The following is a 14,564-nucleotide window of genomic DNA, read 5'->3' as shown; positions in this document are numbered from 1 at the left end:
TTAGCCTTCCCACTCCACATTGCTGACAAACAGATAGCCCGCGCCGTACACGGTCTTGATCAGGCGCGGGTTATACGAGTCGTCTTCCAGCTTGCGTCGCAGACGCGACACCCGCACATCGATGCTGCGGTCAAACGGCGAGATATCGTTCTGCCCCAGCAGCTGCTCGCGCGGCAGCACGCGATTCGGCCGTTCGAGAAAACGCTGCAGCATCTGACCTTCGCCGGCACTCAAGGGCTTTTCGCTGCCGTCGGGCGCATACAGTGACAGGCGCGCCACATCGAAACGCCAGCCGGAAAAATGGGCAATGCGTGTGCTCTGCTCTGCCGGCGTTTCTCCGGTGGTTTCGCAACGACGCAGGATGCTGCGCACCCGCGCCACCAGCTCGCGTGGCTCGAACGGTTTCATGATGTAGTCGTCGGCACCGGTCTCCAGCCCCATGATGCGATCGCCGACATGGCCACGCCCGGTCAGGATGATCACCCCGCAGCGATAGCGCTCGCGGATCTGCCGCACGATATCCATGCCGTCCATGTCCGGCAGCCCCAGATCAACGATGCACAAATCCGGCACCTGCTGGCGCAGCCTTTGCAGCAGGCTGCTGCCGGAACGAAACGCCTCGCAGCGAAACTGGTAATCGGCCAGCACGGTCGTAATCAGCCGCGATACGGCCAGATCGTCCTCGACCACAAAGATCTGCCGATCGCCAGCAGCGGTATTCAGCTCATTGGCGGACATAACAACACCTCATCAAGCACTGCGGCCAACTCGGCCTGGGTAAACGGTTTTTCCAGTCGCGGGATATTGCCCGCCTGCGCGCGCGCGCCATCGCTGGCGGCATAGCCACTCATCAGCGCAATGCGCAGACGCGGCCAACGTTGACGTGCCTGCAGCGCCAGCTGCTGGCCATCCAGACTGCCCGGCATCACGATATCGCTGAGCAAGAGACCGATATCGGGGATCTGCGCCAGCATGGCCAGCGCCTCGTCGGCATTTTCCGCCTCCAGCACCGGAAAGCCCAGCTCGGTCAGCTGGCGCTGCACCACGCGCCGCACCTCCGGATTATCCTCGACCAGCAACATCAGTGGCCGCTCGCGCCCGCCGGCCTTGCCGCTGAAATTCAGCTGGCCGCTAGGCTGGGCCTGGGCGCTGCCCAGCGGCAGCCACAGGCTGAAGCAACTGCCCTTGCCCTGCTGGCTGGCCACCGTCACCGTACCGCCGGATTGGCGCGCGAAGCCATAGACCATCGCCAGGCCGAGGCCGCTGCCGCGACCAAACGGCTTGGTGGTAAAGAAGGGCTCGAACACCCGCAGCTGCACCTCTAGCGGCATGCCGGCACCGCTATCGGTGACATCCACCCGCACATAATCGCCTGCGGCCAACTGCCGCTCGGCTGCCTGCTCGGCATTGCACGACACGACTGTGGTGTCGATGCGCAGGCTGCCGCCATCGGGCATCGCATCACGCGCATTCAAGGCAAGATTCAGAATCGCGCTTTCCAGCTGGTGGGCATCGGCCATTGCGTAGCAATCTTCCGCCGGCAAACAGCATTGCAGCTTGATGGTTTCCGGCAAGGAGCGCTGCAACAGCTGCATCATGTCGCCCAGCAGGCCGGCCAGCGGCACCGCCTTGGGGGCCAGCGGCTGCTGGCGGGCAAAGGTCAGCAGCCGCTTGACCAGCTCCACCCCGCGCCGCGCCGCCTGCTGCGCCGGCTCGAGATAAGCCAGCATATGCGGATATTGCTCGGCATGATGGCGGTGCCATTCATCAAGATTGCCCAGCACCACGGTCAGCATATTGTTGAAGTCATGCGCCATGCCGCCGGACAGCTGGCCGATGGCCTCCATCTTCTGCGCCTGCACCAGCGCGGCCTGGGTCTGCTTCTGTTCGGTAATGTCAAAGGACAGCACAAAGCAACCCAACACCTCGCCATCGGCGGCAATTTCCGGCACCAGCGTGCTGCGCGCATAGATATTGCTGCCGTCGTCCTTCTCCATCGAGTATTCGTAGGTCACTTGCTGGCCGGTCAGCGCCGTCTCGACCTGCTGCACCACCGCGGCGTAAAACTTGCTGCCCAGCGCCTGCTCGATATGGCGGCCAACGATGTGTTCGCCACGACGGCCAAACCAGTCGCTATAGCCCTTGTTGGCATAACGGTAGACATGATGCTTGTCGAAGTAGGCAATCAGCGCCGGAATGGTGTCGGTGATCAGCCTCATGCGCTCCTCGCTGCGACTCAGGGCGGCGGTCATCTCGACGTTGGCCGCATGCGCCTCGCGCAGCTGGCGGTTGGCGGCTTCCAGCTCGGCGGTGCGTTGCTGCACATGCCATTCCAGATCCTGCTTCTGCTTTTCCAGCAGCTGCTCGTAAGTCTGCTGCTCGGTCTTGTCGGTATACAGCGCAATAAAACCGCCATTGCCGGGCAAGGGCTCGCCGCGCACCCGCAATACCGAGCCATCGGGGCGGATGCGCTCGGTGTCGTGCGGCTCGAAACGCTCGGCCAGCCGCACCCGCTCGGCTACTTGCGCCTCGGCGTCACCAGGGCCGTATTCACCGCGCAAGGCGTTGTAGCGGATGAAGGCATCAAACGGCGTGCCGACTTCGCCCAGCGACTCGGGGAAATCCAGCAACTGCAGAAAGCGCTTGTTGCAGGCAATCAACCGCAAATCGGCATCAAAAACCGTCACGCCCTGATCCAGCAGATCAAGGCCGGACAGCAGCATGGCATCCGCCGGACTCGCCGGCACCGCAGCTTGTTGCATCGTCACGACTTGGCCACCCCCGGATGGCTGCGAAAACACTGATTCTAGAGTAGTTACTTGGGAAATATCCCATGCGAAACGATTCGTTACATTTGCCACAAATTCTGGCAAGGTTTTAACGCAAACATCACTGTCATAAGCCGGCGCACCGGCGACAACACAGGAGAGCAGGATGTTGCAGCATGCCAACCCGTATCAGCATGGCCTAGACAAGACCGCGGCCAACTTTGCCACCCTGAGCCCGCTGGGCTTTATCGAACGTGCTGCCACGGTGTATCCCGATCATCTCGCCGTCGTACACGGCAGCCTGCGCCGCAACTGGCGCGAGACGTATACCCGCAGTCGCCAGCTGGCCTCGGCGCTGCAACAGCGTGGCATCGGCAAAGGCGATACCGTGGCGGTGATGCTGCCGAATATCCCGGCCATGGTGGAATGCCATTTTGGCGTGCCGATGAGCGGGGCGGTATTGAACACGCTCAATACCCGGCTGGATCCCGAGGCGATTGCCTTCATGCTGCAGCATGGCGAAGCCAAGGTGCTGATTACCGACCGCGAGTTTGCCTTCACCATCGCACCGGCACTGGCGCTGCTGGAAAACCCGCCGCTGGTGATCGACGTGGACGATCCCGAATTTGATGGTGCCGGCCAGCTTCTGGGCCAGCTCGAGTACGAAGATTTCATCGCCGGCGGCGACCCTGACTTTGCCTGGCAAGGCCCGGACGACGAGTGGGACGCTATCGCGCTGAATTACACCTCCGGCACCACCGGCAATCCCAAGGGCGTGGTTTATCACCATCGCGGCGCCTATCTGAACGCCATCAGCAATATCGTTGACTGGGGCATGCCGCAGCACGCCATCTATCTGTGGACGCTGCCGATGTTCCACTGCAATGGCTGGTGCTTCCCGTGGACGATTGCGGCCAACGTCGGCACCAATGTCTGCCTGCGCCGCGTCGATCCGCGCATGATTTTCAGCCTGATCAAGGAACACAAGGTCAGCCACTACTGCGGTGCGCCTATCGTGCACACCATGCTGATCAACGCGCCGGCCGAGTGCAAGCAAGGCATCGAGCACACGGTCAACTGTCTGGTTGCCGGTGCCGCGCCGCCGTCTGCGGTGATCGAAGGCATGCAGAAGCTCGGCTTCAACATCACCCACGTTTATGGCCTGACCGAAACCTACGGCCCGGCCGCGGTCTGCGCCAAACAACCGGCATGGCAGGCGCTGGATCTGCCCAGCCGCACCGAGCGCAATGGCCGCCAGGGCGTGCGTTACACCATGCAGCATGGCATGACGGTGATGGATCCGAACACCATGCAGGAAGTGCCGCACGATGGCGAGACCATGGGCGAGATCATGTTCCGCGGCAATCTGGTGATGAAGGGTTATCTGAAGAACCCCGAAGCCACCGCAGAAGCCTTGGCCGGTGGCTGGTTCCACACCGGTGATCTGGCGGTGATCCAGCCTGACGGCTATGTGAAGATCAAGGACAGATCCAAGGACGTGATCATCTCCGGCGGCGAAAACATCTCCTCGCTCGAAGTCGAAGACGTGCTGTGCCGCTTCCCTGATGTAATCGCCGCCGCCGTGGTGGCAATGCCAGACGCCAAATGGGGCGAGGTGCCGTGCGCCTTTATCGAGCTGCGCGAAGGTGCTGTTGGCGATGAGGCCGCGGTGATCGAACACTGCCGCGCCCATCTGGCCCGCTTCAAGGTGCCCAAGCACATCATCTTCGGGCCGATTGCCAAGACCTCTACCGGCAAGATCCAGAAATTCCTGCTGCGCCAGCAAACCAACGCGACCGCCGCCATCCAGTAAACCGCGCTGACGACATCTTGCGGCCGCGTCCTGAGCAATCAGGGTTGGCCGCAACATGCCGACAACTGCCGGCCCCGGCCTATCCGCCGCAGAGCGGAGGCCGGCTGCTGCCTGCACGGCAGCTTCACCAAGCAAATGACACGGAGAACGATCATGCAAAGCAATGCTGCAGCTGCCATTCGGCGGCACCCGCAATTCGCCAGGCTGGTACGTCGGCGAGCCAATCTGGCCTGGACGCTATCGGCGCTCACGCTAGTCACTTACTACCTGTATATGCTGGTGGTCGCCCTTGCACCCGGCGCGCTGCATCAGGCCATCAGCCGTGGTGGCGTGCTGTCTGTCGGCGTGCCGGTTGGCGCGGCCATCATCGTGTTGACCTGGGCCTTGACCGGCTATTACGTCTACAAGGCCAATACCGAGTTTGACAAGCTGACTGCCACCATCCTGCAGGAGAGCGAAGTATGAAGCCGTCTTCCATTTTCCTTGCCACGATGCTGAGTGTCAGCGGCCTGACACACGCTGGCCCGGCGGTGGCTGGTGCTGCAGAAAAGCAGCCCCTGAACCTGCACGCCATCGCCATGTTCATGGTGTTTGTGCTGCTGACGCTGGCCATTACCTGGTGGGCATCGCGCCGCACCCGCTCGGCCAGTGATTTTTATACCGCTGGTGGCGGCATTACCGGCTTCCAGAACGGCCTCGCGATTGCCGGTGACTATATGTCGGCCGCCACCTTGCTGGGCTTGTCCAGCATGGTGTTTGCCAAGGGCTATGACGGCTTTATCTACACCGTCGGCTTTTTCGTCGGCTGGCCCATCATTACTTTCCTGATGGCCGAACGCCTGCGCAACCTCGGCCGCTTTACCTTTGCCGACATTGCCAGCTATCGCCTTGATCAGACCAAGATCCGCACCTTTGCGGCGTTTGGCTCGCTGACCGTGGTGAGCTTTTACCTGATCGTGCAGATGGTAGGTGCCGGCCAGCTGATCCAGCTGCTGTTTGGTCTGGATTACCCGATTGCCGTGGTAGTGGTTGGTGTGGTGATGGTGGCTTATGTGATCTTCGGCGGCATGATTGCCACCACTTGGGTACAGATCATCAAGGCCGTGCTACTGCTGGCAGGTGGCACCACGCTGGCGCTGATGGCGATGTCACAGTTCGGCTTCAGCTACGAAACCTTGGCACGTGAAGCTGTCAGCGTCCACAAGGACGGTCTGGATATCATGGGGCCAGGCAGCATGCTGGCTGACCCGGTCAATGTAGCCTCGATGTCGCTGGGCCTGGTATTCGGCATTGCCGGTCTGCCACATATCCTGATGCGCTTCTTTACCGTGCCGAACGCCAAGGAAGCCCGCAAATCAGTGTTCTACGCCACCGGCTTTATCGGTTTCTTCTTTCTGGTGGTCTGCACCATCGGCTTTGCGGCGATGGTCATCATCGGCAAGGATCCGCAGTACTTCGTCAATGGTGAGCTGGGCGGCAAGCTGGTAGGCGGCGGCAATATGGTGGCCATGCACCTGGCCAAGGCTGTCGGCGGCAACCTCTTCCTCGGCTTCCTGTCGGCGGTGGCGTTTGCCACCATTCTGGCGGTAGTTGCCGGCCTGGCGCTGGCCGGTGCCTCGGCAATCTCGCACGACTTGTACGCCACGGTGATCAAGAAAGGCAAAGCCGATGAAAAGAGCGAGCTGAAAGTTTCGCGTATCGCCGCGATTGCCATCGGTGTGCTGGCCATCATCCTCGGCATCCTGTTCGAAAAACAAAACGTCGCTTTCCTGGTAGGCCTGACCTTTGGCGTCGCCGCCTCCACCAACTTCCCTATCCTGATCCTGTCGATGTACTGGAAAGACCTGACCACACGCGGTGCCCTGCTCGGCGGCTTCAGCGGCCTGTTCTCGGCGGTGACTCTGGTCATCCTGTCCAAGGCAGTGTGGGTAACGGTGCTGGGCTACGAAGAAGCCATCTTCCCTTATGAACATCCGGCACTGTTCTCGATGCCGCTGGCTTTTGCCGTCAGCATCATCGTCTCGCTGCTGGATCGCAGCCAGGCTGCCGAGGCCGAGCGCGCCCGCTTTGACGACCAGTTCGTCCGTGCGCAAACCGGCCACGGTGCTGCGGCAGCCCATCAGCACTAGGCCGCATTCAAACATCCCCCCTTTATTCCCCGCTCCGGCGGGGATTTTTTTATCGGGCGCGACGGAAGGTCAGATTGATGCGCTGCTCGCCCAGCAAGGGATGCCTGCCTTCTGCCAATGGCATCACGCCATGAAAGCGCAGCCGGTCTACCCCGCCCCACACCACCACATCACCATGGCACAGCAGATAACGTTGCGTCTCATCCGTGCGCCGCAAACCGCCAAACTGGAAACGTGCCGGCAAGCCCAGCGACACCGACACGATGGGCCAGGCAAAATCACGCTCGTCCCTGTCCTGATGCAGGCCCATGCGCGCGCCCGGAATATAACAGTTGATCAGGCAGGCGTCCGGCGCGAAACCGGCAAAGCCTGCCTGTGCGGCCGCCGCTGCGGCCAACCGTTGCCAATCCAGCGGCATCGCCGGCCAGGCTTGGCCGCATAGCGGGTCGAGCTCGCTGTAACGGTAACCGCACGCATCTGACACCCAGCCATAAGAGCCGCAACTACTGGTTGCCACCGACATCCGCTTGCCGCCCGGCGTCTGCATGCTGCGCAGCGGTGACTGTTGCAACAAGACCGGCAAGGCCTGCATCAGTTGTGCCTCATACGACAAGGCAAAGCCGGGCAGGATGAAACTCTGCTCGCCAAGCTCGATGCGCTCCGGCTCGGCAAAGCCGGCAAACAGGTCTGCAGTTTCCATGATTCGCTCCTTGGCTCAAGGTTGGCCGCAAGCCTGATCAGCATGAAAAAAGCCTGCCCTTTGCAGGACAGGCTTTCGTTCAGCGCAAGCTGATCAATCAGGCGCCGGACTTCAGACCGAAGGCAGCGTCACCCTGGGCAGGGGAACCGTTCGGATTGTCCAGCAGGGCCTTGATCGACAGACGCACGCGGCCGCGGTCGTCCATCTCGATGGCCTTGACCTTCACGATCTGGCCTTCTTTCAGGTAGTCGGACACATTCTTGATACGCTCGTGAGCGATCTGGGAAATGTGAACCAGACCATCCTTGCCCGGCATGATGGACACGATGGCGCCCACGTTGTTGTCGAGGATCTTCACTACCGGGCCTTCGTAGACCTTGCCCACTTCGACTTCGGCGGTGATTTCTTCGATGCGACGCTTGGCAGCCTCGGCACCTTCGTTGGAAACCGAAGCGATGGTGATGGTGCCATCTTCCTCGATATTGATTTCGCAACCGGTGTCCTTGGTGATGCCGCGGATGGTCTCGCCACCCTTGCCGATCACTTCACGGATTTTCTCCGGGTTGATCTTCATCACGTACAGGCGTGGCGCGTGGCTGGACAGCTCTTGCGGGCCCTGGATGGCGTCGTTCATGTGACCCAGGATGTGCAGACGACCGTCTTTGGCCTGTTCCAGTGCGATCTGCATGATTTCCTTGGTGATACCCTGGATCTTGATGTCCATCTGCAGTGCGGTCACGCCATTGGCGGTACCGGCAACCTTGAAGTCCATATCGCCCAGATGATCTTCGTCACCCAGAATGTCGGTCAGCACCGCGAAGCGGTTGCCTTCCAGGATCAGGCCCATGGCGATACCGGCAACCTGTGCCTTCAGTGGTACGCCGGCAGCCAGCAGCGACAGGCAGCCGCCGCAAACGGAAGCCATCGAGGACGAACCGTTGGATTCGGTGATCTCGGAAACCACACGCATGGTGTAGCCGAATTCGTCTTCAGCCGGCAGGACCATGGCCAGTGCACGCTTGGCCAGACGGCCGTGACCGATTTCGCGGCGCTTAGGCGGGCCCATGCGGCCAGCTTCACCGGTGGAGTACGGCGGGAAGTTGTAGTGCAGCATGAAGCGGTCGGTGTATTCACCGGCCAGTGCATCGATGATCTGCTCGTCCTGCTTGGTGCCCAGTGTGGTGGTCACGATAGCCTGGGTTTCGCCACGGGTGAACAGGGCGGAACCGTGTACGCGCGGCAGTACGCCGGTGCGGATGGCGATCGGACGTACGGTGCGGGTGTCGCGACCGTCAATGCGTGGCTCGCCGGACAGGATCTGGCCGCGAACGATTTCGGCTTCCAGACCCTTGAAGATGCCCTTGATCTCGTTAGCCAGCAGAGTATCGGTATCTTCAGTGATCAGCGCTTCCTTGACCGAAGCCCAAGCTGCGTTCAGTGCTTCGGAACGTGCCTGCTTGGAACGGATGCGGAAGGCGTTGGCAATCGCTTCGCCGCAAATGCCGCGGATCTGGGCGATCAGCTCTTCATTCTTGGCTGGGGCTTGCCAGTCCCAGACTACCGGGTTCACTTCGTCAGCGAATTCGTTGATGGCCTTGATGGCAGCCTGCATCTGGTCGTGACCGAATACCACGGCACCCAGCATCACGGCTTCGGACAGTTCGCGGGCTTCGGATTCAACCATCAGTACCGCGCGTTCGGTACCGGCAACCACCAGATCCAGCTGGGTATCAGCCAGTTCGGACTTGGTCGGGTTCAGTACGTATTCGCCATTGATGTAACCTACGCGAGCTGCGCCGATCGGGCCGTTGAACGGCAGACCGGAGATAGCCAGCGCAGCGGATGCACCGATCATCGCAGGAATGTCGGAATCCACTTCCGGGTTCAGCGACATCACGGTAGCGACGATCTGTACGTCGTGGTAGAAGCCTTCCGGGAACAGCGGACGGATAGGACGGTCGATCAGGCGGCTGGTCAGCACTTCCTTCTCGGACTGCTTGCCTTCACGCTTGAAGAAGCCGCCCGGGATCTTGCCGGCAGCGTAGGTACGCTCGAGGTAATCTACGGTCAGCGGGAAGAAATCCTGGCCCGGCTTGACGTTTTTGGAGCCGACAACCGACACCAGTACAACGGTATCTTCAACGGTAACCAGAACGGCACCGGAGGCCTGGCGAGCAACTTCGCCGGTTTCCAGGGTAACGGTATGACGACCGTACTGGAAAGACTTGCTGATTTTGTTAAACACTATGAGGTTTCCTTTTCGGAAGTTTTGCAACGGGAACCCCTAGCAATCGTCACTGCCGGTCTGGCAAACACGATTCCTAGAGGCTCCCCCCGTTGACACAATAAAAACTGCAAAAACGAAAAAGTCGCAGACGGGTCTGCGACTTTTCCGAATTCAAACCGATTACTTGCGCAGGCCCAGACGAGCGATCAGGCTGCGGTAACCTTCAACGTCGGTACGCTTCAGGTAGTCCAGCAGACGACGGCGGGAGCTCACCAGTTTCAGCAGGCCACGACGGCTGTGATGATCCTTGGTGTTCGTCTTGAAGTGCGGGGTCAGATCGTTGATACGAGCGGTCAGCAGGGCAACCTGAACTTCGGTAGAACCGGTGTCGCCTTCTTTGCGCTGGTATTGTTTAACGATTTCTGCTTTTTGAGCGGCGGTCATTGCCATTATTACTTACTCCAATATCGGTTTAGAGCAAGGATCACTCCCTGCCCGACAAGTGCGGCGAGCCTTCCAAATGAAAACCCATCCTCACTTCGCTTGTAGCAAACAGCTAGCTGTTTGCGATAACCCGAACCGGCTGCAGCAAGCCTTGCGGCGTTGCCTCGGCCAGACCGAGGAATGCGCCACCCTCCTCGCGGAAGATGCGAAAACGGTGCATTGTCTCACACTTTTGCGCCACACGCACCGCCTGCCCGTGACAAAAACGGTCCGCCTCGACGGTCGGAATCATTACGCCAGGAAAATGTGATACCAGCACATCAACCGGCATCAACAGCTCTCCGCGCGCATCAGACGCCACCGCCTCCAACTGCTCCAGCGTTACCGCATCCTCAAGACGGAAACCACCCGTCTGGGTACGACGCAACCCCGTCAAATGTGCGCCACAGCCCAGCATCTCGCCAATATCCTGTGCCAGCGTGCGGATATAAGTCCCCTTGCTGCACAGCACATCGACGATGGCCACATCGCCGGAAAACTCGATCAGTTCGATGCGATGAATCGTCACATCGCGCGCCTCGCGCTTGATCTCGATGCCTTCACGCGCATATTCGTACAAGGCCTTGCCCTGATGCTTGAGTGCCGAATACATCGGCGGCACCTGTGAAATCGGGCCGGTATGTGCGGCTATTGCGGCGCGCAGCTGCTCCTCACTGAACACAACCGGCCGCTGCAGCACCACCTCACCTTCGACATCACCCGTCGTGGTGACCTCGCCAAACTTGATGGTGGCACGATAGCCCTTGTCCGCATCCAAAAGATACGAGGAAAACTTGGTTGCCTCACCGAGACAAACCGGCAACAAGCCGGTCGCCAGCGGATCAAGCACACCGGTATGTCCGGCCTTGGCCGCACTGTACAACCAGCGTGCTTTTTGCAATGCGCCGTTCGAACTGATGCCATAAGGCTTGTCGAGCAACAACACACCATTGATATTCAGCTTGATACGGCGCGGTGCACTCATGCCTTGTCCGCTTCCTCGTCAGCCACATCATCAGCTGGCTCATCATCGGCATCATGCTCGACGGTTGTCGCTGTACCGACAACCTCGTCGATCAGGCGGCTCATATAAACACCACGCGCGATCGAGTCATCGTAAACAAAGTGCAATTGCGGCATGGAGAACAGGCGGATCGCCTTACCCAGCTCGACACGCAGGAAACCGGCTGCACTTTCCAGCGCCTCCTGGGTCAGCTCGCGCTTGCTTTCATCCATCACGGTGTAAAAAACCTTGGCATGGGAATAATCACGAGTGACATCCACCGCCGTGATGGTTACCCAACCGACGCGCGGGTCCTTGATACCCTTGCGCACCAGCTCGGCCAGCTCGCGCTGGATTTGCTCGGAAACACGATCCGAGCGGGAAAAACCTTTTTTGGCTTTTGCCATGACTTGCATCCTGAAACCACGAAAGCCGCGAAATGACACTGCTTACAGCACCATTTCGCGGGTTTCGTGGCAAACAATCAAAAAAGGCGAGTGCCAGCCAGCCTTGCGGCCAACCTTGCACCCGCCCCTGTACATCGCCTTACAGTGTACGAGCCACTTCGACGATTTCGAACACTTCCAGCTGGTCGCCTTCCTGGATGTCGTTGTAGTTCTTCAGCATCAGACCACATTCGTAGCCCTGCTTCACTTCCTTCACATCATCCTTGAAGCGCTTGAGCGAGTCCAGTTCGCCGGTGTGCACCACCACGTTCTGACGAATCAGACGAACCTGGGCGCTGCGCTTGACGAAGCCATCGGTAACCATACAACCGGCAATATTGCCGACTTTGGAAACGGAGATAACCTGACGGATCTCGACCGTACCGATGATCTGCTCTTTCTTCTCCGGAGCCAGCATGCCCGACATCGCCGCACGAACATCATCCACTACGTCATAGATAATGTTGTAGTAGCGAATCTCGACACCCTCGCCCTCGGCCAGCTTGCGTGCAGCCGCATCGGCGCGCACGTTGAAGCCCACCACGATAGCCTTGGAGGCAATCGCCAGGTTGATATCGGATTCGGTGATGCCACCCACACCGGAGTGCAGGATGTTGACGCGAACTTCTTCGGTCGACAATTTCTGCAAGCTGCCAGCCAGTGCTTCGTAAGAACCCTGTACGTCGGCCTTGATGATGACTGGCATGCTCTGCACTTCGCCTTCGGTCATCTGGGCAAACATGTTTTCCAGCTTGGCGGCCTGCTGCTTGGCCAGACGCACATCGCGATACTTGCCGGCACGGAACAGGGCGATTTCGCGCGCCTTGCGCTCGTCAGCCAGCGCCATTGCATCTTCACCAGCCGACGGCACGTCGGACAGACCCAGGATCTCGACCGGAATCGACGGGCCCGCTTCATTAATCTGCTTGCCGTTTTCGTCGATCATGGCACGAACGCGACCAAATGCAGTACCCGCCAGTACGATGTCACCCTTCTTCAGCGTACCGGACTGAACCAGCAGAGTAGCAACCGGGCCACGACCCTTGTCGAGGCGCGCCTCGACGATGATGCCCTTGGCTGGCGCCTCGATAGGCGCAGTCAGTTCGAGAACCTCGGCCTGCAGCAGGATTGCCTCGAGCAGCGCATCGATGTTCTGACCCATCTTGGCCGAAACCTCGATGAACTGCACATCACCACCCCAGTCTTCCGGCACCACTTCGTGGGCAACAAGTTCCTGGCGGATACGCTCAGGGTTGGCACCCTGCTTGTCGATCTTGTTCACGGCAACCACGATAGGCACACCGGCCGCTTTCGCGTGGTGAATCGCCTCGATGGTCTGTGGCATCACGCCATCATCGGCCGCCACTACCAGCACCACAATATCGGTCGCCTTGGCACCACGGGCACGCATGGCGGTAAACGCCTCGTGACCTGGCGTATCCAGGAAGGTAATCATGCCGCGCGGGGTTTCCACGTGGTAGGCACCAATGTGCTGGGTAATACCGCCAGCCTCGCCAGCAGCAACCTTGGCACGACGGATGTAGTCGAGCAAGGAGGTCTTACCGTGGTCAACGTGACCCATAACGGTAACCACCGGCGGACGCGCGGTTGCTTCAACGTGCACCACTTCGGCACCGTCATCCAGATAAGCTTCAGGATCATCAGCCTGGGCAGCCTTACCCTGGTGGCCCATTTCTTCAACCAGAATCAGCGCAGTTTCCTGATCCAGAACCTGGTTGATGGTTACCATCATGCCCATCTTCATCAGGATCTTGATCACTTCGGCGGCCTTCACGGCCATCTTGTGGGCCAGATCAGCAACGGTAATGGTTTCCGGCACCAGAACCTCGTGCACGATAGGCTCGGTAGGCGCCTGGAAAGCATGCTGGTTGTTGCCACCCTTATGCTTGCCACCCTTGCGGCTCTTCCAGTCATTGCTGGCGTCGCCACCCCGTGTCTTCAGACCCTTGCCACCTTTTTTACCATCATTCCAGTCACGACCCTGACCAGCACCCTTCTTGTTGCCACCACGGCCACCACGGTTGTCACCGGACGGCGCGGCAGCAGCCGGCGCATCGGTAGTCGCAGCTGCAGGAGCCGGACGAGCACCAGCAGGCCGCGCACCAGCCGCCGCACCTGGACGCTGACCAGCATTCTGACCTGGACGCTGACCACCTTGCGGACGGTTGCCATCACGATTACCACCTTCAGGACGGCCGCCTTCACGACGCTGCTCACCAGCACCCTGATTCAGGCGTGGCTGGGTCGGCTTGGCCGAACGCGGCAGCTCTTCCTGCTTAGGCTGCGGAGCCGGCTTGACTTCCACCGGCTTGGCCGCTTCCTGCTTGGCAGCAGTACGACGTGCCTCGCGCTCCTGCTTCTCGCGCAGCAACGCTTGCTGACGAGCACGGAACTCAGCCTGGCGACGCTCTTCCGCAGCACGGGAATCCAGCTCTTCCTGCGACAGGAAAGAAGATGGTGCCGGACGGCTCAGGGTCGGCTGCTTGACTGGAGCAACCGGTGCCTCAGTCTTGGTTTCTGCCTTGACTTCAGGCTTGGCCTCAACCTTGGCCGCAACCGGTTCTGCCTTCGGCTTTTCTTCAACCTTTGGCTTGGCAACTTCAGCCGGCTTGCTCTCGGCAACCGGCGCTACCGGCTCAACCTTGGCCGCAATCGGCGCTGCCTCAACTGCCGCAGGCTGCGCTGCCGATTCATCATCACGAACCACCACACGGCGCTTGCGAGTTTCAACCTTGACAGTACTACCGGTGGCGCTGTGCGCTTCGGTAGTCTGCTTGCGGGTCAAAGCAACCTGCTTGTCATCACGAGCACCATGAGATGCTTTCAAAAAGTCGAGCAAACGCTTCTTGTCGCCCTCAGAGAGGGTATCTTCCAGGCTGCGCTTGGCCACACCGGCCTTGTTCAGTTGTTCGAACAGGCGCTCCGGTGACAGACCCAACTCACTGGCAAACTGCTTAATATTTGTCAAAACCAT

Annotated in this window: 11 protein-coding genes; 3 read left to right on the top strand and 8 right to left on the bottom strand. The window is 59.9% G+C overall.

Features of this window, described 5'->3' with window-relative positions; translation table 11 throughout:
- Both ACZ9W6_RS05305 and ACZ9W6_RS05300 read right to left on the bottom strand, forming a co-directional pair.
- Positions 1-738 carry a response regulator transcription factor gene (locus tag ACZ9W6_RS05305; protein ID WP_465190028.1) on the bottom strand — a complete coding sequence of 246 codons (738 nt, stop codon included), beginning with the start codon at positions 736-738 and terminating at the stop codon, positions 1-3.
- Positions 720-2,762, bottom strand: coding sequence for a PAS-domain containing protein (locus ACZ9W6_RS05300; protein ID WP_465190120.1), 2,043 nt, complete (start codon positions 2,760-2,762; stop codon positions 720-722). The genes ACZ9W6_RS05305 and ACZ9W6_RS05300 overlap by 19 nt, the downstream gene beginning before the upstream one ends.
- Positions 2,763-2,934: 172 nt before the next feature.
- Between ACZ9W6_RS05300 and ACZ9W6_RS05295 the strand changes: the two genes are divergently transcribed.
- From ACZ9W6_RS05295 to ACZ9W6_RS05285, 3 genes are all read left to right on the top strand, one after another.
- Positions 2,935-4,581 (top strand): acyl-CoA synthetase, encoded by a 1,647-nt coding sequence (locus ACZ9W6_RS05295; RefSeq protein WP_465190027.1) that lies wholly within the window; start codon positions 2,935-2,937, stop codon positions 4,579-4,581.
- A 153-nt stretch (positions 4,582-4,734) separates the two neighbouring features.
- Complete coding sequence (locus tag ACZ9W6_RS05290; protein WP_465190026.1) at positions 4,735-5,046, top strand: DUF485 domain-containing protein; 312 nt, start codon at positions 4,735-4,737, stop codon at positions 5,044-5,046.
- A complete protein-coding gene (locus ACZ9W6_RS05285; protein ID WP_465190025.1) occupies positions 5,043-6,710 on the top strand; it encodes a cation acetate symporter in 1,668 nt (555 codons plus the stop codon). Before ACZ9W6_RS05290 ends, ACZ9W6_RS05285 begins: the two co-directional genes overlap by 4 nt.
- Before the next feature lie 49 nt (positions 6,711-6,759).
- Here the strand turns inward: ACZ9W6_RS05285 and alkB are convergent, their stop codons facing one another.
- The 6 genes from alkB to infB form a co-directional block, all read right to left on the bottom strand.
- Complete coding sequence (alkB, locus tag ACZ9W6_RS05280; protein ID WP_465190024.1) at positions 6,760-7,410, bottom strand: DNA oxidative demethylase AlkB; 651 nt, start codon at positions 7,408-7,410, stop codon at positions 6,760-6,762.
- Positions 7,411-7,507: 97 nt separating this feature from the next.
- Complete coding sequence (gene pnp, locus ACZ9W6_RS05275; RefSeq protein ID WP_465190119.1) at positions 7,508-9,658, bottom strand: polyribonucleotide nucleotidyltransferase; 2,151 nt, start codon at positions 9,656-9,658, stop codon at positions 7,508-7,510.
- 159 nt (positions 9,659-9,817) lie between these two features.
- Positions 9,818-10,087 (bottom strand): 30S ribosomal protein S15, encoded by a 270-nt coding sequence (rpsO, locus tag ACZ9W6_RS05270; RefSeq protein ID WP_465190023.1) that lies wholly within the window; start codon positions 10,085-10,087, stop codon positions 9,818-9,820.
- Between the two features lie 106 nt (positions 10,088-10,193).
- Positions 10,194-11,105: a tRNA pseudouridine(55) synthase TruB gene (gene truB / locus ACZ9W6_RS05265; protein ID WP_465190022.1), complete on the bottom strand. Its 912-nt coding sequence runs from the start codon at positions 11,103-11,105 to the stop codon at positions 10,194-10,196.
- Positions 11,102-11,530: a 30S ribosome-binding factor RbfA gene (rbfA, locus tag ACZ9W6_RS05260; protein ID WP_465190021.1), complete on the bottom strand. Its 429-nt coding sequence runs from the start codon at positions 11,528-11,530 to the stop codon at positions 11,102-11,104. Before rbfA ends, truB begins: the two co-directional genes overlap by 4 nt.
- 139 nt (positions 11,531-11,669) lie before the next feature.
- Positions 11,670-14,564, bottom strand: a complete 2,895-nt coding sequence (gene infB, locus ACZ9W6_RS05255; protein WP_465190020.1) for a translation initiation factor IF-2 — start codon at positions 14,562-14,564, stop codon at positions 11,670-11,672.

It is taken from the genome of Vogesella lacus, from assembly GCF_979366295.1.
Note: the sequence above shows the minus strand (reverse complement) of the source record. Positions and strands in the feature narration are given on the sequence as shown.